Annotated in this window: 12 protein-coding genes; 5 read left to right on the forward strand and 7 right to left on the reverse strand. The window is 69.1% G+C overall.

The window, feature by feature from the left end; translation table 11 throughout:
- The gene (locus J4709_RS34430) at window positions 1–513 is read left to right on the forward strand and encodes a DUF4365 domain-containing protein (RefSeq protein WP_208247427.1); all 513 of its coding nucleotides are present in this window, start codon (window positions 1–3) and stop codon (window positions 511–513) included.
- Window positions 510–1,643 (forward strand): hypothetical protein, encoded by a 1,134-nt coding sequence (locus J4709_RS34435; RefSeq protein WP_208247167.1) that lies wholly within the window; start codon window positions 510–512, stop codon window positions 1,641–1,643. Before J4709_RS34430 ends, J4709_RS34435 begins: the two co-directional genes overlap by 4 nt.
- On the opposite strand, the gene drmC is transcribed toward J4709_RS34435, so the two are convergent.
- The 7 genes from drmC to drmD all read right to left on the reverse strand — a co-directional run bounded on the left by drmC (window position 1,640) and on the right by drmD (window position 17,264).
- Entirely contained in the window at window positions 1,640–2,437 is a 798-nt protein-coding gene (drmC, locus tag J4709_RS34440) for a DISARM system phospholipase D-like protein DrmC (protein ID WP_208247169.1), read from the reverse strand. The genes J4709_RS34435 and drmC overlap by 4 nt on opposite strands.
- Window positions 2,434–4,272: an MrfA Zn-binding domain-containing protein gene (gene drmB, locus J4709_RS34445; RefSeq protein ID WP_208247171.1), complete on the reverse strand. Its 1,839-nt coding sequence runs from the start codon at window positions 4,270–4,272 to the stop codon at window positions 2,434–2,436. Before drmB ends, drmC begins: the two co-directional genes overlap by 4 nt.
- The gene (gene drmA, locus J4709_RS34450) at window positions 4,269–7,802 is read right to left on the reverse strand and encodes a DISARM system helicase DrmA (protein WP_208247173.1); all 3,534 of its coding nucleotides are present in this window, start codon (window positions 7,800–7,802) and stop codon (window positions 4,269–4,271) included. The genes drmB and drmA overlap by 4 nt, the downstream gene beginning before the upstream one ends.
- Before the next feature lie 73 nt (window positions 7,803–7,875).
- Window positions 7,876–8,145, reverse strand: coding sequence for a DUF397 domain-containing protein (locus J4709_RS34455; RefSeq protein WP_208247175.1), 270 nt, complete (start codon window positions 8,143–8,145; stop codon window positions 7,876–7,878).
- Window positions 8,105–8,968 (reverse strand): helix-turn-helix domain-containing protein, encoded by an 864-nt coding sequence (locus J4709_RS34460; protein ID WP_208247177.1) that lies wholly within the window; start codon window positions 8,966–8,968, stop codon window positions 8,105–8,107. The genes J4709_RS34455 and J4709_RS34460 overlap by 41 nt, the downstream gene beginning before the upstream one ends.
- Window positions 8,969–9,813: 845 nt before the next feature.
- Window positions 9,814–13,992 (reverse strand): Eco57I restriction-modification methylase domain-containing protein, encoded by a 4,179-nt coding sequence (locus tag J4709_RS34465; RefSeq protein ID WP_307801795.1) that lies wholly within the window; start codon window positions 13,990–13,992, stop codon window positions 9,814–9,816.
- A 59-nt stretch (window positions 13,993–14,051) separates the two neighbouring features.
- Window positions 14,052–17,264: a DISARM system SNF2-like helicase DrmD gene (gene drmD / locus J4709_RS34470; protein ID WP_208247181.1), complete on the reverse strand. Its 3,213-nt coding sequence runs from the start codon at window positions 17,262–17,264 to the stop codon at window positions 14,052–14,054.
- A gap of 179 nt (window positions 17,265–17,443) precedes the next feature.
- Between drmD and J4709_RS34475 the strand changes: the two genes are divergently transcribed.
- The 3 genes from J4709_RS34475 to J4709_RS34485 all read left to right on the forward strand — a co-directional run bounded on the left by J4709_RS34475 (window position 17,444) and on the right by J4709_RS34485 (window position 22,327).
- Entirely contained in the window at window positions 17,444–19,492 is a 2,049-nt protein-coding gene (locus J4709_RS34475; protein WP_307801797.1) for a UvrD-helicase domain-containing protein, read from the forward strand.
- Between the two features lie 61 nt (window positions 19,493–19,553).
- Entirely contained in the window at window positions 19,554–21,101 is a 1,548-nt protein-coding gene (locus J4709_RS34480) for a TIGR02677 family protein (protein WP_208247185.1), read from the forward strand.
- On the forward strand, window positions 21,098–22,327 hold the full coding sequence (locus J4709_RS34485) for a TIGR02678 family protein (protein WP_208247187.1): 1,230 nt from the start codon (window positions 21,098–21,100) through the stop codon (window positions 22,325–22,327). The genes J4709_RS34480 and J4709_RS34485 overlap by 4 nt, the downstream gene beginning before the upstream one ends.
- The last annotated feature ends 28 nt before the right edge of the window (window positions 22,328–22,355 follow it).

A 22,355-nucleotide genomic window follows, 5' to 3' on the forward strand; every position in this document is an offset into this window, starting at 1 on the left:
CTGGCACTCGACCATAACAACCACCAGGGGAAGTTCGGTGAAGCCTTCGTTCGAACGGTTGCCGCTGCCTCTGGACTTCTTATTTCGCAACCTGACCCCGACTATGACGGCGTGGATTTCTCCTTCAAGTATCCGGGGGCGAGGGGAACGGAGTACCTGCCACAGATAGACGTGCAGGTCAAGTCGTGGCGCGATCCGGCCGGCACGGGGGACACCTGGGACTACTCGATGAAGGCCAGGCATTTCAATCAGCTGGCCGGGGCTTTCGACATCCCCAGGTTCCTGTTCCTGGTCGTGGTGCCGGCGGATGTACGGGCCTACACTCAGGCCGATGACCAGTGCCTCAGGGTCTATCAGGCCTGCTACTGGGCCTCCTTCAGCGGTGTCCAGCCCGCATGGGAGGTTCCCCGGGACCAGAAGGTCGACGTCGAGGTCCCGAAGAAGAACCTGGTCACCGCCGACTCGCTGTTGGAACTCATGATCAAGCCGGTCGCGTCGCTGGAGGCCTCATGACGGTCGGGGATCTGCGCGAGACGCTCGGCGCCCTCCCGCCGGACGATGTGCGGGCCTACCTCTCGAACAACGGCTGGGCGGCCTACGACCGGATCGGGTCCTCGCGTCTCTGGGCGGTCAGTGAGGGCGAACGCGATTTCGAGGTGGTGGTCCCGCAGGACCGGGACGCCCGTGACTATGAACTCCGCATGATCAACCTCCTCCAGGTGCTCACCGAGGCCGAGGGCCGGTCGCGCGGGCAGATACTTCGAGATCTGACGACGGTCAACGTCGACCGCAACCACCTCCGGACCCAGCCGCCGGCTCCGTCGGGCAGCATTTCGGTGGCGGATGGGGCGGCGGCTTACGAGGGCGTCAGGGAACTGCTCATAGCCGGCGCTTATGCGGTATTGAGCGAACCCGCCATCCGCCTACCGCGGCGCAAGCTCGCCCAGGTGGAAGAGTTCCCGAAGAAGGCGAGGCTGGGGCCCGCGGAAGCGGGCAGCTACATCATTTCGATCGAGGTTCCGCTGGAAGAGGAGGACGGCGCGCTGTTCAGCGTCGCCCAGCCTCTGGGGCGTCGGGTCATGCTGCGGCTGTACAGCGCGATTCAAGCGGCCCATGCGGCGTCGACCGAAGCCCTGGAGACCTCCGAGCTCGATCCGTTCGCTGACAGGGTCGGCGAAGGAATCTCCGCGCAGCTCTGCAGGGCGCTGGGCCGGTTCGGCGGCGCCGAACAGGATCATCCGTTCGAGATGCGGTTCGCTTGGGCGCTGCGAACTCCGACCGGCATCGCGACTCCGCCGGTCCGCTTCGACGCGGCCATGGCCTCGGTTCTCGCCCAGGCCGGTGAAGATCTCGGAGCGACGGATCGGGTCGACCGTGACGCGGTGGTCGTCGGGACGGTCTGGCGCCTGCAGCGGGTACGGCCGACCGACGACGGCTGGATCATCGTGCGCGGCACCAACACCGCGAGCGAGGACCGTCAGCGGCGGCTGGTCAGGGTGCCGCTGCCGCCGGAGGATTTCAACCAGGCCCTGCAGGCGAGCCGGGACGGCCGCCCGGTCAGGATCATCGGAACCCTGGCCCGTACGGGCAGACGCACCGAGTTCACGTTCGTCCGCGACTTCTCCATCACCTCTACCGACTAGTGCGGAACGGGCTCCAGAGGGCCGTGGCCTGGACGCATAAGGCCGCGGAAGTGTCCGACCATGCGGCGCACCGCTGCCGGGTCCCGCACCACCACGCCCAGCTCGATGTTGTCGCCGAGCGCGCGGTCGGTGAGGTTGGCGCTGCCGAGGAAGGCGACCCGGTCGTCCGCCGCGACGAGCTTGGCGTGCAGTGCGGCGTGCGACGCGCCGACGGCCGGGCGGTGGCGGGACGGCCAGGTCCAGAAGGTGGCCGAGTCTCGCAGCGCGGCGAAGGCCGTCGCCGCGCCGGTGCCCCTGAGCGTTCCACCTTCCTGGCGGGGACTCTCCAGCACCAAGTCGATGCGCACGCCACGCCCTGCGGCGTCCCGGAGTTCACGGACGACCTCGCTCACGCCGAAGGCGGCGAAGCTCACGACGAGCAGGACCGATCTGCTTCCCCTGATGATCTCGGTGACGACGGCGCCGGTGTGCCTGACCGCTGGACGGTCGCCGAGGGGCCCGCTCACGACGACGTCGGTCTGCTTCTCCGCATGCCGGGCGTGCATGACGGCTCCCGTCTCCAGCGCCAGGGCGAGCGCCTCGCCCGCGGGCTGCGGCGAGGATTCGCGCCACGCCTGCGCGAGCCGCGCGGCCCGCGCACCGACCGCGTCTCCTGAACCGGCCTCGATGAGCCGTACCTCGAGGTCGTCGCCGGGCGCCCGGTAACCGTGCAGGACCCGTGCCCACGCCTCGATGTGCCCCGCCGGCAGTTCTTCGGCCAGCCTGGCGATGACGTGGGCCAGCTCCGGGGTCACCGGGCGAGGAAGCCGATGTCCGCGTCGGTCACCGTGTCGACGAGCAGCGCGCGGTCGAGGTAGTGGTTGCCGTGCTCGCATGACGTCTCGGCCGCGAAGAGGCACGCATGACAGGCCGCGCCGAACAAGCGGCCGTGGGGGCGCGGGTCGTGCTGCGCGCAGAGCGGATCGGAACTGCACAGCCGGGCCGCGTCGAGCGCTTGGCCGATGAGGTCGCCGAGCCGGTCGCGGCGGCCCAGCGAGACGAGGCCGCCGAACGTCCCTTCACTGTCGGGCGCCGCGGTGTAGAGCAGGATGCCGGCCATGGGGCGGTCACCGGAGCGGGCATAGATTCGTTCGGCGATGCCCGAGGCGTTGTAGCCGCATTCCAGCGCGAACTGCCGGATGAGCACATGCGCGAAGGTGTGCAGCAGGACGTAGCGCATACCGGGCCAGTCGCCCGGTGACATCTTCCGTTGCGCGCGCCAGCGTTCATGCCCGAGCCGCAGGATGCTCTGCCGGTCCAGGACTTCCGGCCGCTGCTCCCACGCGGCGATCCTGCCCTCGTGGAAGCGCAGGAGAATGCCCTCACCGCGCGTCTCGGCGCAGGGCACCCAGGTCGGGGCTTCCCGGGACAGCCGGACGCGCCGGCTCGTGTCGGTCGCTTGGACGTCCCATTCCGGCGCGTCGATGCGGGTGAAGCCATAGAGCGCGGACACCCGCCGCAGCCGGGGGGCGAGGACCACCTCGTTCAGCCAGGACCGGGTCGCCTGCGGCGCCCGTTCCTTGCGAATGGTGAAGTCGGGAAGGTCCACCGGGTCGGGCCGGGTCAGCGCCTCCCATTCGGGGGTGTCGAGATCGCGTTCGTCGGCGGGTTCGTCGTCGTCGGCTTCGGCCGCCCGCCTGCGGACGGCCTGTAGGACCTTGTCGACGCCGAAGGACTCGAGGTCCTGCCAGCAATTTAGCTTGGGGAGCAGCCCTCTGGCGCTCTCGTCGGGGAGCGGCACCAGGAGGCTGAGGTCACCCCAGTTCTCGATGACCTTCTGGGCGAGCTCGTCGTCCGCGCGGGGGAGCGTGAACGCCTGCAGCTGCATCGCGAACCAGGAGTTGGTCGCGCCGAGACCGAGGGTGCGGGTCCGTTCCCCGCACTCGCTGAACGACGCCAGGTGGGGGTCGCGTCCCCGGCAGGCCGGGAGCCTGCGCCACGCGTCCGGGCCGAGAGCCGGTGCCATGGACCGGCCGCCGGGGTTGTCCTTCCGGCACGAGCAGGTCACGTACACGTTCGCGGCCTCGCCGGTCGTGCCGCGTTCCTGGAGCTTGAGGGTGTGCTCGCCGCCTTCGGGGACGGCGCCGCCATGCACCCAGAACATCCACGGGAAGTCGTCGAGGTGGCCGCGCTCGCAGGCCAGGACGAACCGCGCCGGCACCACGACGGGCCGGTTACCGCCGCGCCCGCGGCACTCATGGATGTATCTGATCCGCTCCGGCGAGTAGGCGTGCGGCTGCAGTTTGAACAGCCCGCTCTCCACCGGGGCGAGCCTGTTACAGGCCGAGCAGCGCAGCCAGCGCGGGAAGAGGCGGACGGGGACGCCGACACGGCTCCACTCGGCGAACGGGTCGCTGGTCTCCGGGATGTGCGGCGGGGTGCGCAGCGCCTCCACCTGGTCGCCCAGCTCCCTGCGCACGGCGGCGAGCAGCCGGTCCTCGCGCACCGGCTGCGACTTGGCCAGGTCCCAGTCGTCGAGGCCGCCGATGACGACCGACAGGTTCGGCAGGTCGGCGACCGCGCCGACCCCGAAGGTGTGCAGGAGCTGGTTGGGCCGCAGTTCGCCGACCCGTAGCGGCTGGACCGTCATGGCGTCGCCACCTCCTCGTCATCGTCGTCGACCTCCACCGGGACGTGCGGCGGCTCATCGACGATCGAGAGCCCGTCGTCCTCGGGGAGCAGCAGCAGCCTGATGCCGGGCTCCACGTCGCGCAGCGAGGTGGGGCACGTCATCGGCTTCCATTTGCCCTCTTCGGGGCGGCGGAGCAGCCCCGCGACGTCGTCTCCCGCGCCGAGCGGCTTGTCGTAGGCGAGCCTGCGGCCGGGGACGAGGCGTTCCCTGTGCCACTGGTCGAGGCGCGCGTCGAGGAGGTGCTCGACGCTCCGCCCGACCCCGTTGTCGCCGGTGACGTCGGTGGCGCGGCGCCGCACCGATCGGGCCACGTGGTCGGCGAGGCTGTTGTTGCGGTCGAACGCCGCGGCCTTCAGGTTGCCGTTGTAGTGCAGTTCCAGGTCGCGGACCAGGGACATGAGGACGCCGGTCAGCCCGCGGTCGACGGCCCGCTCGGCGAACGGCGTGACCGACAGCGCCTCCACGTGCTGGTAGATCGTCTGGTGGAAGTGCTCGAACGCCTCATAGTGGGACAGGTCCCGGGGGCGGGCCCAGTTGAAGACGGTGAAGACCAGGCCGGGCGCGGCCCGCCCGACGCGGCTCGTCGCCTGGATGTACTCGGCGGTCGACTTCGGCTGGTTCGCCACCGCCATCACGCCGAGCCGGGACACGTCCACCCCGACCGCGATCATGTTGGTGGCCAGCAGCACGTCGATGGGGCGCCGCTCGCCTTTCGCCCGGTTCCCGCGGAACGGGACCTGGAGATGGTCGAGCACCTCGGGGATCTGCTGGGACGACAGCCGCGAGGTCAGCTCCTGGGGGAGCGGGTCGTGGCGCCTGGCCAGGCCGCGCTCGTCGGCCCGCATCAGACGGGTGGACACGTCGTCCTCGACCAGCCGCCGCATCCCCGCCAGGTCGCGGAGGCTGTTGAAGTAGCCGACGAGCGTCATGTAGGGGTCGGTGACCTCGTTCTCGCCGTACTTGAGGTGGAGGGCCTGCGCGGCGCCCAGCACCGAGACGTAGACGCGGATGAGCGTGGACTTCAACCGGGTGCCGTGCGCGCAGACGCCGACGTACCGCCGGCCCGGCGCGTACCCGGGCGCACCGGGGGTCGTGGGACGCTGCCGGGCGAAGAAGCCGTCGCCGATGTCGACCCCCGGCGGCGGGAACAGCTCGGTGCGCCGGTCGAACAGGGCGCCGATCTGCTTCTCGGCCCGGCGGATCGTCGCCGTGGACGCGATGACCTTCGGCCTGACCTGGCGCCCCTCGCCTCGTTCCCACGTCGCGAGCTTGTCGACCGCGGTCTCGTACAGGCCGACCATCGAACCGAGCGGCCCCGAGATCAGGTGCAGCTCGTCCTGGATGATCAGATCGGGCGGGCGCAGGCGCCCCGCCGAGACGATCCGCGCGGCGGGCGCGTCGCCCTTCGCCGGATGCGGGGCGGTCGTCCCGGACAGCTCCCAGTCGGCGTTCCGGAGGTCCTCGGTGACGTAGCCGTGCCGTTCGCACCGCTGGGCGACGCGGCCGAACAGGGTGACGGTCTCGCCCTTCCAGGCCAGCTGTGCGAACTTGTCGACGGTCCCGATGACCAGGCTCGGCAGCAGCCGGTAGATCTCCTCGTCGACCACCACGATCGGGATCCCGTCCGGGCCCGCGGACGCCCCGAAGGGGCAGAACACGTCCGGGCAGACGACGGTTGTGCGCCGCCGCACCATGTCGACGTGGACGTCCTGCCCGGGCTCGATCCGGCTGCCGCACCACGGGCAGCTCGTGAGCTGATGCGGGGAGCCCTGGCGCACCACCGGGCGCTTCCTGTTGCCCTTGTGCTGCTTCAGCCATTCGGCGGCCTGGTCGGTGCGGTTCGGCGTCACCCGAGCGCCGACCCACAAGCCGATCCGGAACGGCTCACCGCCCCACGCCGCCTCGTCGTCGCGGCGGAGCTTCTCGCAGGCGCAGATCAGCGCGGTGGCCCGCTGGAACTGCTGGATGGTCAGCAGCCGCAGCGTGTACCGCATGAGGACCGCGACGCCTGCGCGCGGGTCGAGACCGCCCAGCGGCTCCTGGAGCCGACGGATTGCCAGCGTGAACGCGGTCAGCCCGAGATACGCCTCCGTCTTGCCGCCACCGGTGGGGAACCACAGCAGATCCGCCAGTGCCGTGTGGCCGTCGGCCCGCTCGTCGTGCGCGGGGTCGGCCAGCGACGGCAGGTTCAGCAGGACGAACGCCAGCTGGAAGGGACGCCAGCTGCGGTTCTTCGCCACATCGACGGCGGCGATCGCGTCGTCCAACGCCCGGTCGGGGTTCTTGGTCCGGATGTCGGCGGCCATCGTGTGCACCCGCTGGAGATGCATCGCCCGGTTGGCGAACGCGAAGGCCCGGCGGACCGCCGGGTCGTCCAGCAGCCCGATGCCCGCCTCGATGCGGTCGGCGGCGCGGGACGCCTTGCGGAGCGTCTCGTCGACCTCCGAGGTGTAGCCGGACAGGTGCCGCGCGGGATCGGCGATACCGGCACGCTGCCGGTCGATCCAGTTGCGGTATCCGGTGACCAGCGGCATCAGCGCGTCGCGGAGGCCCTCTGCGGGGCCGGTCGCGAGGCCGGCGAGGTCGCGCATGTCCAGTACGAGGTCGGCGAGCTCGGGCAGGTCCGGGTCGGTCCGCACGTCCGGGACGCCGGTGGCGGGCAGCTCGTGGTCCGGGACGGCCACCGTCTCGATCCGGACCGCGCGCATCGGGTCGTCCGGCGACGGCGTGACGTGCACACCGGTGCCGTGGCCGACGGCGAACTCGGGCGTGAACCGGTAGGCCATCATCAGGCGTTTCTGTTCGGCCTTGTCGGCCTTGTCGCCGCCGCTGATGATCGCGGGCCGGGGCAGGAACACCGCCGCGCCGCCGGGGGCCGTCACGCTCATGCGGACCTGGAACATCCACGCGGACTCGGCGAGGTGGGACGGCTTCGGCTTGCCGTTGATGAGGAACACCGACACGAGCCACTTGCCGTCGAGCAGCCGTGCCCGGCCGCTCACCACGACCTCCGGATGGTCGGCGTTGAGCTGTTCCGGCGCGAGGATCCCTTCCCGGAGTTTCAGGTGCGCGGACCCGCGCTCGGGCACACGGCGCCACACCGGCCCCGTGGCCTCCTCGTCCTCGGGGTAGACGCGTTCGTGGTAGGCCCAGTCCGCGTCCACCATGAGTTCCTGGACATCGCCGGACACGTAGATGGTGCAGCCGAGCGACGACGGGGCCAGGCTGACCATGTTCGGGGCGTTGCGGTCCTGGTCGTCCTCGCCGTGGTCGCCGCCGGACCCGTCGGCGTTCTCGTCCTGCTCGTCGGGCTCTATCACCTCGCCGTCGGGCGCGAGCCGTCCGAGGATGTAGCGGTCGGTGGGCCGCTCCGCGAACTCCTCATGCTCCCCGGCGAGCGGCCCGTGCAGATCCTTCAGCACGAGGCCCAGCAACTCGTCGCGGATCTCGGCGGGCCGGGGCACCCGCAGCACCGTGTCGTCGCTCACGGCGCCACAGTAGCGCCGCCCACTGACACCCCGCCGTCATCGACGGTGAAAAGCACGGTCACCGGCAACCGGCTCAACCCAGGTCGTGCAACCCCGCCTTGATCACGCTGGTGAAGGACGCCCACGCAGCGGCATCGAAGGACAGCATCGGGCCATCAGGGTCCTTGGAGTCGCGAACGGCGATCGATGGACTCAACACCGCTACCTCGATGCACTCACCGCCGGTGCCGCTGCTGTGACTGCTCTTCCGCCATATCGCCCCCACCTCGACACACGCGCCTCCGCTGCTGCCGCTATAGCTGCTAGTGCGCCACATCAGAACCGTCTCGCTCGCCTTGCCCATAGCTCTCCACCATTTCGTGCAGCAGTTCCAGGGACTGGTCTGCGGACAGAGCAGCTCCCCTGATCAAGTTGAAGGCTAGCGTGTGTCCGCGGACTTCACGAGGGTCTTCCAGGAGCTGCCCGGAGGTGTGTCCTTCCACATAGACGACGTCTGGGGCATGCTCGAAGCCGAGCATGTTGAAGGCCCCCATGTTCCCTTGATAGGCGCCCTTGCTAATTGGAACGATCTGCAAGGTTACCCGTGGATCCTCGGCACGGGCGATCAGATGCTCGAGCTGCTCTTTCATGACGGCACGGCCGCCAGTCGGGCGATGTAAAATGCCCTCGTCGATAACGATGGAAATCTGTGCCAGCCCCGGACGCTGGAAGATCTCCTGGCGGGCGAGGCGTGTCACGAGCAGCTCCTCGGCCTCCTCGGCACTGCGTCCTACTCGAAGAACTTCGCGGGCGTATTCCGGAGTTTGGAAGAGACCGTCCAGGACCATAGCCGCGAAGAGGGTTAGCATTGACGCCTTCGCTTCGCGACGTACGTACTCCTGGAAGCCGGGCGGGCCGACGGATTGCTTGCCTTCCCTCTTGATCTCGGCCCACATCGTGTGGAAGGTGCGGGCGGGGAGCTTGAAGAAGGTGTCGAGGTCGTCGGACGTCGCCTCGGACGGCGGCTTCTCGCAGTTCTCCAGCTTCTCGATCCATCCCGGCGAGCAGCCGAGCGCCTCGGCGAACTTGGCTCGTGACAGGGACATCGATTCCCGGTAGGAGCGCAGCAGGGCGGCGTAGGCCCTGATCAGCGGATCCCGCGTGAAGTCACCGGTGTCTGCGGACATGAGGACGACCCTTCCGAGGGTGACCTGAGGATCGGTGGTGGGAGGACCGGCTCAGGTGGGGGGCGGATGGGGTGGCATCGGTACGTAGCGCGATGGTAACTCGCTGCACAAGGTTGGTCACGGCATACAGCAAGACACCGATGCGAGGCCATCCGAAATGAACACAAAAGCTCACAATGACGATCAAGCGCTGAGCCAGCTCCGCGCGGACTTCACCGGTCACCGGATCTGGCGGTCGACCCGCTGGGACGGGCGACTCGGCGGCTGGGTGGCGACGTTGCACGATCCGGCGGCGGGCGTTGACCCCACCGTCTTCGCGGATACGGCCACGGAGCTGCGCGAGGCGCTCGTCCGCGAGCGTGGCCGGGCGGCCGCGACGCACCTCCGCAGGCCATGACGCGACGCCGGCGCCAACGCCGTCTATGGACGCGGCTGGCGCACAATGACCAAACGCAGTCAGCGCCCGCGCCGAACCCGTCTTACTGGGTTCCGCTTCCGACTCCGGTGGCGACGGAGACATGCCTGAGTGAACTCGCTCTGATCCTCGAAGACCGGGGATGGATGACGCTCCCTCAGTTCGACATCTCGCCCAAGTTCCTCCGAGTCATCGACCCTCGGGTACCGTACATAGGAGAGAGCGTCATGCTCGTCCGGGATGCGAACGTGCCATCCGCGAAGCAGGTCCCGTGGTTCAAGTCCTCGACGGGCGTGCTCTTCGGCCCGTGCACTGACCCGCAAAGAGCCGCCGAGGCGATTCACTTCCTGCTCGCTCCATGGGTCGCCATAGCGCTGAAGAAACGCACGAACCCCCATCGCCCTTCGCGCTGACGGTGCTCGGCGGGACGTCAGAACAACGCGTCGGGCGGCGCGAAGAGCCCATCGTCAATCGGCGCCTGTGACGCGGGCTTGGGCTTTGAGGACGGCGCACGCTTCGGAGTTCGCTTCTTCGGAGCGTGCAGCTCCTCTTTCCGCTCCTGCTCGTACCTGTAGTGGTTCAACGCCAAGAGCTTGTCGAGCACATCAAGTTGCGCCTGCGGGCTGATTGTGAACCGCACACCCTGCCGGGTCTCGTGGAACCCATGCCCAAGATCGATCTCCCGCCACGAGGGCAGCGGCGCAGACGCGATCCGCTCCTCGAACTCCCGGATCGCAGGCTCCCGCTCCTCATCAAGCGCATAAGCCTCCCGAACTGCCTCATCGACCTCCACGTGAATATCTCGTAGCCGGATTATGGATCTATCGACTGCAGATTCATCGTGAAAAGAGTTGTAGATGTCGGTGAATCCCTCGTAGTTCGTAGTCGAGTCCTTCAGTAGAGTACGTCTGTGTTGATCTAGCGAGGCTCCTGCCTGACCGATTCGATCAAAGATGATTGGGAGAGGTAGCGTGCCGAACCCCCTTGAAGGGGTGTATCTCAAATCGACTCTTAAGGTGGACTGGCCTTTCACTGTCCACCAGTAGAAATGAATGTTGCTTGACAGGATCGCGAGGTCTGCCGGCGAGTCGTCAGGAAATATGACGAGCGCCCCTCCCATTACGGGACCGGTCTCGACTCGACAAACGATGCCATGCTTGCTGTGGCGAGAAATTGCAAGGCACGTTTCCTTGCCTTCGAGTTTCTTGTACAGTTCTGGGCGGCGGCGTTCGTAAATCCACCATGCTTTGGCGTCGTTAGATGTCGAATCATGGCCTATTTTGCTCGCGAGAAGTTCCAGGGTGTTGGGGTATTTGCGAGCTTCAGCAATGGGCCAGTCCAAGAAATTAATGACCTGGCGGCTGGGATGTAGGTCTCTTGATTCGGTGATGTCCTTGGCGTCAAGGTAGCCGAAAATCACCCGCCTGCACTCCGGCTCCGCTTGCTCCAGTTCGGCAACCTCTTCGTCGGTGACTATGAAGTTAGTGCTTACTGTTGACCCCTGAAAGGCTTTATCTTTGTTGCTTTTTAGGTTGTAGGGCGCTCCGGGCACTCGAGTTTGTTCCTCTAGGGATGAGGTAATTCTGGATACGAGTGCTCCGTCAAGGAAGCGTGGTTCGATCGATTGTAGATGTCCTTGCCAAAGAATGGATATTTCGAGGGTAGCGGACCCTGGCCACGCCCTTGATTTGACGGCTCGAAATATGTCCCATTCTGATTTGTATGCCTGATCGAGGCCGACCTCGCGCGTTGGACCCTCTGCAATCGACTTGGTTGCAATGATCCCCACTCTTCCCAGGGGCGCAAGGCTTAGATCGCGCAGAAGGAAGTAGGAGCAGAGATCCGCGCTGCCGCGTTGGCCTCGAGCGATCCAGTTGACCAGGTACTCGCGGACGTCATCGCCGATATTTCCAGTTAGCTTCTGGCCGCCGATGAAAGGTGGGTTGCCGACTACGGCGTTGAAGCCGCCGCGGCCCATGACCTCGGGGAATTCCAGGGGCCAGTGCAGGGGGCGGATGGGGTCCTTGCGGGGGCCCTTGAGCATCGGGGTGATGAGTTCGCGGACCTCTTCGGCGGCGCGTTCGGATTCTTCCTGGAGGGCTACGAGGTCGGCGCTTCCGGCCCAGCCGTGCAGGAGGCCGTCGAGGCGCGCGGCGTATTCGGTCGGGTCGAGGTTCTCGTCTTCGAGGGAGCGCAGGGCGGCGGCGACGCCGGCGAGGGCCGTCTCGACGTCCTCGGCGAGGCGAGCGAGGCGCCGCCCGTAGTGGTCCTCGTCCTCGTCCGACTTCTCCCAGTGGGGCCTGCGGTTCTGCTTCTTGTCGAGCGCGGCGGTGAGGGCGGCGGCCACGACGGCGTCGGCGGCGAAGCGGAGGTCGTCCACCAGGCGGTCGGCCAGGGCGAGTTTCCTCGCCAGTTCCTCGCCGTGGACGGCGTCGCGGACGGGCTCGGCCTCGATCTCCCGGCGCAGGCGCTCGACCTGCTTCACGATCACCTGGGTGGTGTCGGTGAGCGTGTTGGTGAGCCGAGTGTTGACCCGATAGCCCTCCTGCGGATCGAGGTGGAAGGCGAGGAGCTGGTCGATCGACGTCAGGCCGACGAGGGAGTCGCCGGTGCGCAGGGCGTGGTCCAGGAACGAGAACGGCTTATCCTTGGCAAGGGTCACCAGCCACATCGACAGCTTCGCCAGCTCGACCGCCATCTCGTCGCGGTCCACGCCGTAGATGCAGCGGGCGGCGACGCGGCGGCGGGCCTCCAGGACGAGGTCCTCGCGGTCGTGGCCGGGGCCGACCGCCGTGCGGACGTCGTCGGGCAGGCCGTCGCGATCCCAGGCGTCCATGACCCGTTCGGCGAGGTAGCGGCACGCGGACACCAGGAACGCGCCCGAGCCCATCGCGGGGTCGAGCACCTTCAGGTCGAGGAGTTCGTCCGCCGACTTGGCGCGCCAGGCGGCGGGCTCGGCGCCCTGGGCGGGGCCGGGGGAGAAGCAGAGCGGGGCGAGGGCGTGCTCGACGACCTCGTCGGCGAGCTCGCGGGGCGTGTAGTGGGTGCCGGTCGCGCGGCGGTCGCCGACCCGGCTGATGATGAGCGAACCGGCGGGGAACACCGCCGGACGGCCGCGCAGGTCCTTCTCGTACAGCCCCCAGAAGCGGCGTGCGCGGGCCGCGAGGTCGTGGTCGTTGTCGCAAGCCGCGTCGAGCCTGTCGATGTCGGCCTGGGCGGGCTCGGCGGAAAAGGCCTTGGTGAGCTGGGACGCCGTCGCGCCGCCCTGCTCGGTCAGCCATTCCTTGAAAGACTCTTCGCCGTCGGCCGCGGCTTCCAGCGCCGACAGCGGGACTTTCGCCTCCTGCTTGCCTATGAGCCGCACATACGGCTCGTCGATGATGGTGCAGGAGAACTCCAGCAGGCCCTCGTAGACGTGGCCGATCTGCTCGACGCCGAGGCCCTTGTACGACAGGCGCTCGCCGCGCTTCTTCAGGAACAACAGCGCTTCGAGGACGGCGTGCACCACCAGGTCCGAGACGGGGAGGTGCTCCAGCCAGGGGAAGCGTTCCGGGTCGAAGAGCCGTCCGCCGTACGGGGGGATGCGCATGGCGTCGTGCTGCGAGCCGCCGTGCACTGCGCGGAAGGTGGCGATCAGGCGGGGCCACGCGGCCGCCCTGCGGTCGCCGACTCCCTCGCCGTGGCGGGAGCGGTCGTCCTCCAACTGGTCGAACAGCTTGCTGACCGAGTACGACAGGTCGTACAGGCGGGTGCCGACCGGCATCAGCCGGGCCTCCTCGGCGTACAGGAGGAAGACCAGCCGCATCATGACGACGAGGGCGCTGCGGTAGGCGTCGCGCGGCTCCACGTCCGCGAGCAGGCGGCCTCCGACGGCCCGGTCGAGCTGCCCCATCTCGGCGACGAGCAGCTCCACCGCGTCCCGCACCTGGCCGCCGAGCGTGGTGGTGATCTCGGCCTGCGCCTCGGCGCTGCGGGCGAACAGGGCCGCGAGGCTGGTGGAGTGGCCGCCGTCGGGGCCCGTGGCAGGCGCGAGGACCCGCTGCGCCGACAGCAGCGTCACGAAAGCCCGCAGGAGGTCCGTCTCCTCCAGCCACAGGTCGGCGTCGAAATGCGCGACCGTCGTCGGCTCGTTGGGGCGCGCGTGGACGAGGACCCACGACCGGCCGTTCGTCAGCAGGGCGAGGGGCGTCCCTCGGCGTCGGCACAGATCGGCCGCGTGCTCGATCGGTGTTCCGATGGCGCGTCCGGGCCTGTCGAGCGCCTCCGTCCACGGTCGCCGGTACAGCAGCATGCGCTCGGCCCGGCCGCCCTTGCCGTCGGGGCCGTACAGGACGCCGTCCGGCCGGGCCCGCTGGTCTCCGGGCGCCGCGCGCAGCGCGCCCGGCAGGGCCGCGCCCTCGGCGATGACCCCGCCGGTGAGGCGCAGGACCTCCCGGAGGATGAAGTCGCACCAGGCCGCGTTGAGGAGGTCCGGTGCATCCTGGACCTCCTTCCACGCGATCCGGAGGCGGTCCATCACCGGTCCGGGAACGGTGTCCAGTCCCTGCCCGAAAGCCGCCGTGAGGACGGGGACGGCGATGAACGGGCCTTCGGTCGGCAGCAGCCGCACCCAGGCGGCGTGCTGCTGGGCGATGGAGGGGGCCTTCGGCCTTCTTCCGCGCGGCGGCATTACTGGTTGCTCCCGTGGGCGATCGAAGCGGGCACGAGGAAGGTCACCGCGGCGGGGAACCACCGCGCCTTTGGCTCGGCGTAGCGGCGGCGGAGGGCGTCGGTCTCATTCTGGAGCTGGGCGGGAATCGTCGCGAGCCGGCTGCGGAGGGCGTCCCGGTCGGCCCGCAGCTGCCGCTGCTCGACCTCGAACAGACTTGGCTGCTCCCACTGATCCTCGTCGTCGAGGGCGGCGCGGATCGACTGCTCCAGCTCGGCCAGGACCCGCTCCATGGCGGAGATCTCCTGGTCGCAGCGGGTGTCGAGGTCGGCGCCGAGCCGTCCCTTGCGCTGGTTGGCGCGGGTCTCCAGGATGCGGGCGAGGCGCGGGTCCAGCTCCTCGTCCCAGAGGGCGGTCAGCCGGTCCAGCACGTGCGCGGGCGGCTGCTCTTCAGACGCGGCGGCCAGCCACGCCTCCAGGTCTTCGGCCTTCACCCGGACGAGCCTGCCGCCTTCCAGTACCCCGCCGGCGACGATGATCTCCTCATGCAGGCGGGTCCCCTCGGCGCCGGTCACCACCACCCGCATGTGCGCGGCGATGGCGGGCGTCCGCAGGAGGTCGCCGGGGACGACGCGGGCGGTCACCCGGTTCAGCCGCGTCCGCCGGGCGATGTCGTTCGCGCTGGACCACAGTTCGGCGCGCAGCAGGCGCAGGCACATCTGGACGAGCCGATGGCCGAGATGCAGCAGGACGACGTCGGTGCGCCCGCCGACCGCGTCGCCGTCGAACGTCACCACGCGCTCCTCACCGGTGAGCGGGTGATGCAGGCCGTCGTTGCGCGCGTCGGCCCACGAGCCGGACAGCGCGGGCAGCCGGAAGCAGGCCGCTGCGAAGTCCGGCGGCGACAGCGCCGGGACCAGGTCTTTGTTGTGCTCCAGCCGCAAGGCGGTGCGCACGACCCGTTCGACGGTCTCGGGAGACAGGTTCAGCTCGGTGCGGCTCCCGGCCAGGGTGTCGGCGAGCCGCTGGAGGTCCCTCGCCAGGTCGTGTTTGACCTTAAGGGCGGCTCGGCCGCTGCGCGTGGAGATCTCGGCGTCCGCCGTCTGCCAGTCCGCCTGTCTGCCGAGCATCTTCTGCTCGACCTGGACGGCGATGACGTCGCCCGCACTGCCCAAGTCCTCGCGGATCTGCTCGACCTTCTTGGCCGCCACGTACAGGAAGTGGAGCTCGTCCTCCAGCGAGCCGTCCTCGCGCGGCCGCGTCCCCTCCCATCCCTCGGGGACGAAGTGGAACACCTCGACCCGGTCGGCGGTCTGGCCGTGCCGGTCGATGCGGCCGTTGCGCTGCTCCAGCCGGTTCGGGTTCCAGGGGATCTCCCAGTGCAGCAGCCGATGGCAGTGGTTCTGCAGATTGATGCCCTCGCTGGCGGCGTCGGTGGCGAGGAGGAGGCGCATCTCGCCGCCCTTGATCCGCGGGTCCTCCTGGAAGACGTTCTTGACGTGCTCGCGCTCCTTGACGTCCTGGCCGCCGTAGAGTTGCGCGATCCGCGCCGCCGGAAAGCCCGCGGTGATCAGCCGGTCGCGCAGCCAGCGCTGCGTGTCCAGGTACTCGGTGAACACGATGACGCGCTGGTCGGTCCAGCCGCCGTCCGGCGTGCGGACGATCGGCTCCAGCCATTTCAGGAACGCCTTGAACTTGGCGTCCTGCCGGTCCATGGCGTCGCCCGCCCAGGTGTGGAGCTCCTTGAGCAGCCGCTTGTCGTCGGCGCTGAGCGGCGCCATGACGCGGCGGGCCGCGCCGAGCGCCTCGGCCTCGGTCTCGGTATAGGTGTCGTCCTGCTCGGCCGTCTCCTCAAGGCGCTCGATGAGGGGGCGTAGGACGCGCTCTCCCGCCTTCTCGGCGGCCTGTTCCAGCTCGTCCGGCCGGTCGGCCGCGCGCTCCCTTTCGGCCATGGTGCGCAGGTGCGTTCCGACCGTCTCGTGAAACGCCTTAGGAGAGGAGAAGAGGCGCTTCTTCAACAGCATCGTCACGAAGTCGGCGGCGGTCCGGCCGCTCTCGGACGAGGCGGCCTTCCGGCGGCTCGCCGCGTAGGCCGCGAGCTTGGCGTGCGCCTGGCGCTCCTCGTCGGAGTAGGCGGTCTCCAAGTAGGACGTAACGCGCTCGGGGAACTCCGGTGACCCGTCCCAGCGCCTGGGCAGTTCCCGCTTGAGCCGCCGGACCATGATCTGGGCGAGTTGCTCCTCGCTCGGCGGGACGTTGCGGGCGAACCGCTGGTCGTCGAGGAGTTCGAGGAGGGCCGTCCAGGATTCCGGATACCCGTTGTGCGGGGTCGCGGAAAGGAACAGCCGGTGCTCGCAGTGCGGCGCGAGCAGCCGGATCGCCTCGGTCCGCCGGGAGTCCACCGCGTATCGGCCCCGGGTCGTCGGCGCGCACGTGTGGACCTCGTCGACGACCAGCATGTCGAACGTCCGCGGATACTTGGGAGCCTCGGGCAGCATGTCGCGCAGCAGGCGCCTCGGACGGTCGCGCTTGAGCCAGTCGATGCTGACGATGATCCGCGGGTAGTGCTCCCAGGGGTTGACGTAGAGGCCGCGGGACCTGCGGAGCCGCTTCAGCAGCGCCGAATCCAGCACGACGAAGTCGAGGCCGAACTTGTCGCGCATCTCCGCCTGCCACTGCAGCGTTAGGCCGGCGGGGCAGACGATCAGCATCGTCCGGGCCCGGTGGCGCAGCATGAGCTCCTGCATCACGAGCCCGGCCTCGATCGTCTTGCCGAGCCCGACGTCATCGGCGATCAGCAGGTTCGTGCGGGGCATGGACAGAGCCCGCACGACTGGGTCGAGTTGGTAGTCCTTGATCTGCACGCCCGAGCGGAACGGCGCCTGGAGCACCGTGCGGTCGGCGGAGGCGATGGCGCCCCAGCGGACCGCGTCCAGGAACGCGTCGAGCTCGCGCGGGTCGTCGAAGCCCTTGCCCGGGTGGGGAAGCGCGTGCTGGTCGTGGGCCACCGCACCGGGCTCCAGCTCCCAGACCACCTCCAGACGCTCGTCGCGGGCGTCGTCCTCGATGCTGACGAGTTCCACCAGATGGGGCGTCCGGCCGGTCAGCACGCCGTCGGTGGCGCTGCTGACCGTCCCAGGCACGACGTTGGCGGCGACCCACACGCGATTGCGCACCGTGACGAGCTGCCCGTGAGCCGGAACGTCACTGTCGGGTGCCACCGTATCCGTCATGCGCTCTCCGCTCCCCGTTCCGTTCAGGTGGACATCGTGCCCTATCAATCACGAGAATTCACCGTGAACCGCCCGCAACGCCGTGTCCTTTGAGCCGGATACCACGGAGGCGAACAAGCGTGCCGAGACTCGCGATCGCGAAGAGCTTTCTGACAGGCTATGCAAGCCTGGAGAAAACGGTGCGCAAGTCGGTCGACGAGGCGATCGACCGATTCGAGCACCACACCTTCGCGGGCCTCCACCTGGAGAAGCTGCACGGCGCCGAAGACCCCAACGTCCGCACGATACGCATCGACGGCGGCCGGCGCGGCGTCGTACTCAAACCCGAGTCCGGCGACGTGTACTGCCTCATCGCGGTGATGGAGCACGACGCCGCCATCAAGTATGCCAAGAGCCGCAAGTTCAGCGTGAACCAGAAGCTGGGTGTCCTGGAAGTCCGCGATGCGACCGCGCTCGCCCAGGTCAGGCCCGCACTCGACGCGCTGGCGGAGGCGCAGCCCGAACGGCTCTTCGCCGCCTACGACGACGGCGCGCTGATCAATCTCGGGCTGGATGCCGAAGTCCTCCCGATCGTCCGGCTGCTGACCAGTGACGACCACCTCGCGGCGCTGGAGAGCATGCTCCCCCAGCCGCAGCACCTCGCGCTCACCGGCCTCGCGAGCGGAATGACCCCCGAGGAGGTCTGGGAGGAGATCTGCCAGCTGCTCCCGGACTCCACGCCACCGCAGGCCGTGGACACCTCCGACCTGGTCACGGCCATGGAACGCTCGCCCGGTGACGTGGCGTTCATCTCCGGTCCCGACGACCTGAAGCAGATGCTCGCCCACCCCTTCGAACTCTGGCGCGTCTTCCTCCATCCCGCCCAGCGCAGACTCGCTCGGCGCGACTCCTACAACGGCCCCGTGCAGGTGACCGGAGGAGCCGGGACAGGGAAGACCGTCACTGCCCTGCACCGCGCCCGCCACCTCGCCGAGCGGGGTGCGCCCGTCCTGGTGACCACCTTCACCACGACGCTCGCCGAGACCCTCGACCGCCAGCTCGACCTGCTCATCGACGACCCGGAGGTCCGTGCCCGGGTCGAGGTGACCAATATCGACAAACTCGCTTACCGGACTGTCAAGGGCGCCGGCGGGCACAATCCGAAGATCGCGGGAAACGCGGAGGTCCAGGCTCTCTGGAACATCGCGATCGCGCAGACGGCCGCACCGTTCTCGCCTGCATTCCTCCAACGCGAGTGGGAGCAGGTCATCCTCGCGCAGGACCTCACCGGCCGAGAGGCGTATCTCGGCTGCGTCCGCCGTGGCCGGGGGAAGCAGCTCAGCCCCGCTCAGCGGGAGAAGGCGTGGGCGGCGATCGCCCGGTTCCTGGCGCTGCTGTCGGAAACGGGTGCTCGCACTCACATGCAGATCGCCGCGGATGCGGCGCGGATCCTGTCCGCCGATGCCGCCCCGCGCTACCGGCACATCATCGTCGACGAGTCACAGGACCTCTATCCGGCGCAGTGGCGGATCCTGCGCGCCGCCGTCGCGGCGGGGCCGGACGACCTGTTCATCGTCGGCGACCCGCACCAGCGCATCTATGACCACCGCGTCTCGCTGAAGAGCCTGGGAATCAACGTCACCGGACGCAGCCACAAGCTGAAGCTCAGCTACCGCACCACCGCGGAGATCCTGAACTGGGCGGTCCGCCTGCTGGGCGTCGAGCCGGTCGCGGGGCTGGACGACGCGCAGGACAGCCTGGCGGGGTACCGGTCGTCCCTCCATGGACGGCGCCCGGTCGTCCAGGCGTTCACCGACCGCGACACCGAGCTCGACGCGCTGGTGGAGCAGGTCAGGTCCTGGCTTGACGCCGAGGTCGAACCCCACGCCATAGGGATCGCGACCCGCTTCGTCAGCGGCGTCGGCAAGATCGAGCAGGCGTTCGCCGCCGCGGGGATCGGCACGGCGTCGCTGGCCGCGAGCGGGTCGGCACAGGAATGCGTGCGGGTCGGCACGATGCACCGCATGAAAGGACTGGAGTTCCGCTGCGTCGCTGTGACCGGGGCGGACGCCGAGGCTCTTCCCGCCGCCGGCGCGCTCACCGACAAGGACGAGGACCCGACGGCGCACGACCACGATCTCCAGCGGGAACGCTGCCTGTTCTTCGTCGCCTGCACGCGGGCACGTGACGCGTTGTATGTCTCCTACACCGGTGTACCGAGCCCGTTCCTGCCCCACCGTGCCGTCTGAGCGAGGCGGGGGCCGGTTCGTGTGAGGGCTGAGGAAAGTCGTATCGGCGGAAGGGGCAGTGATGGCGCCGCCGCGCATTCCAGCGGAGATGTTCCAGTTCACCACCACCGAACGCGGCGATCTGCACACCGCAGTCATGTACGCGTTCGGAGACGCCAACGAGCGGCTGGAGACCTTCTTAACCTTTGACCAGGTCCGCGAACGGCTGCGGGCGATCGGCTGGTACGCCCCGTTGGACGATGCCGGCCTGAACCGGACGCTCGGGCAGCTCGTCCAATGGAAGCTCCTCGACGTGGTGCAGAACCACGCCGGCGCCTACGCCACCGCCGAGGAGTACGAACGCAAGAACCTGCAGTACTCGCTGACCCGCCGCGGAGAGGCGGCCTTCGCGGGAGTCCAGCACGCCCTCACCATCCTCGAGTCCTCCGGCGCCCTGCAGACTGCCGTCCTGGACGCGATCGCCGACCGGCTCGGCGAGCTCGACACACTGCTCGGTACAGGCGACGCCGCGGTGAACCGCCGGATCTTCACGACGCTCCAAGAACTGGAGGGCCACCTGGACGCGCTGCGCAACAACACCAAGCAGTTCAACGGCGAACTGCAACGGCTGATGCGGGCCGAAGGAGCCGACCTCGCCACCTTCCACGAGGTCAAGAGCGCGACCATCGTCTACCTCCAGGAGTTCGTCATCAACCTGGACTCGCGCGCCGAAGCGGTCAGGACCGTTCTCGCGCAGGTCGAGCTGAGGGGCGTCAGCGTCCTGCACCAGAGGGCGCTCCTCGGAGCTGAGCTGCCGCCGAGTCCGGGTGCCGATCCGGCGGCACCGTGGCTGACCGCCCGCCGAGCCAAATGGGACGGCCTGCGGCTCTGGTTCCTGCCCGAGGGCGACGGCATCCCGCGCATCCGCCAACTGCACGACGTGGCACGCCGGGCGATCGTCTCGCTGCTCCAGGTGCTCGACCGCATCACCGAGTCGCGACGGCGCTCGTCCAGCGCGGCCGCGGACTTCCGGGCGCTCGCCCGCTGGTTCGCGAACGCCCCGTCGGAGCAGGACGCCCACCGGCTGTGGGGAACGGCCTTCGGGCTGGCACCGGCCCGGCACGCCCACCTCGCCCACGAGGACGCCGAACTGATCCCCACCGGCGCCCCGTGGGCGGAGGCGGCACCCGTCCATGTCTCCGCACATCTGCGCACGAGCGGCCGGACCGAGCACATCGGCCGTACCGCGAAGGTGCGCGATGTGGCGGCGGTCCGCGCCGCGCGGCGAGAACGCGCGCGCCGCGAACGGGCGGAACTCGAGACGGCGTGGCGGCGGCTCTCCACCGGCGGGCGGGTGAAGCTGTCCGCATTCGGCACGCTCGAGCACGACACGTTCCGGCGGCTCCTCGATCTCCTCGGCCGGGCCTTGGCGGCAGGCCCCGACGCGAGCGGCCTTCGTCGCGCCGTCACCACCGACGGACGGATCGAGGTCATGCTCTGGCCCGCTCCCGACGGTCCCGGTGTCGAACTGCACACCACACGGGGACGGTTCACCACCACGGACTACCCAGTGGAGATCCGCTTCGTCGGTGGCGGCCCTGCAGCGGCACGGGAGGCGTCTCGCGCATGAGCACTCTGGCGAACCAGCTCGTCAAGGCCGAGAAAGAGGAGCTCGCCAGGGCGATCCGGGTTCTGCTCGGGCGGCCACTGATCTCCCTGCACACCGACCCCGAGGACTTCGACCTGGTCCGCAGGCGCCACCAGGCTCTCGCCCGCTGGTTCGACTACTACTGCGGATGGCGGCTGCTCGTGGAACCCCGCCTCGGCTACGCGCGGCTGGTCAAGGTGAGGGAGACGGCGGACCCGAGCCGTCCGGCCAGACGACGGCGCTCGACCCGAGCCCCGTTCGACCGGCGCCGCTACACCCTGCTCTGCCTGATCGCGGGCGAGGCCCTCGCCACACCCGTGACCACGATCGGGATGCTCGCGCAACGCGTCGTTCAGGCCGCGGCCGCCGACGAGCACATCCCCGGGTTCGATCCGGTGCGGGGTGACGAACGCGCGGCGTTCGTGGACGCTCTGCGGCTGCTCGAGCACTACGGAGCGGTGACGGCCGTCGACGGCGCCACCGACTCCTACGTCGACAGTGCCGAGGCCAAGGTGCTGTACAGGGTGGACACCACTCGCCTGCTCCGCCTGCTCGCGGCCCCGGTGGCGCCATCGGCGGTGGCGGAATCCTCAGACGACCCCGTGGCCTGGCACGACCTGCGGGACCTGACCGTCGAACGCAGGTACGGGAGCACTGCGGCCCTCGGTCTTGCCGACGGAGCTTCGGAAACCCAGCGCAACCTCTGGGCCAGGCACTCACTGCTGCGCAGGCTGCTCGACGACCCGGTTGTGTACCGGGCCGACATGACCGCCGCGCAGCTCGCTTACGCAGGTTCACTGACCGGCCGGCAGATCCTCCGCCGCGCGGCCGAGGAGGCGGGTTTCGAACTCGAAGAACGGGCCGAGGGCTACCTCCTGATCGACCCGGACGCACTCGCCTCCGATGGCAAGTTCCCCGACGAGGGCGCCCACGCCAAGGTGGCCGCGCTGCTCCTGCTCGACGTGCTAGCGGCGTCGTCCGGGACCCGCGCGTTCAACGGCCTGGTCGAGGAGTCCGGCCGGCTCCTCGAGCGCTTTCCGAGGTGGGCCAGGGCGTACCAGTCGGACGGAGGAGCCGGACGTCTCACCGACGACTCGGTCGCGGTGCTCTGCGATTTCGGGCTGGCGCGCCACTCGGGCGGGGCGAACGGATCCGTCCAGCTGCTGCCCGCGGCCCTCCGCTATACCGTCGACCGCAAGGAGACATGATCGTTACCGTATCCGGGGAGGACGAGGC

Source organism: Actinomadura violacea (genome assembly GCF_017573465.1).
Lineage (GTDB): Bacteria > Actinomycetota > Actinomycetes > Streptosporangiales > Streptosporangiaceae > Spirillospora > Spirillospora violacea.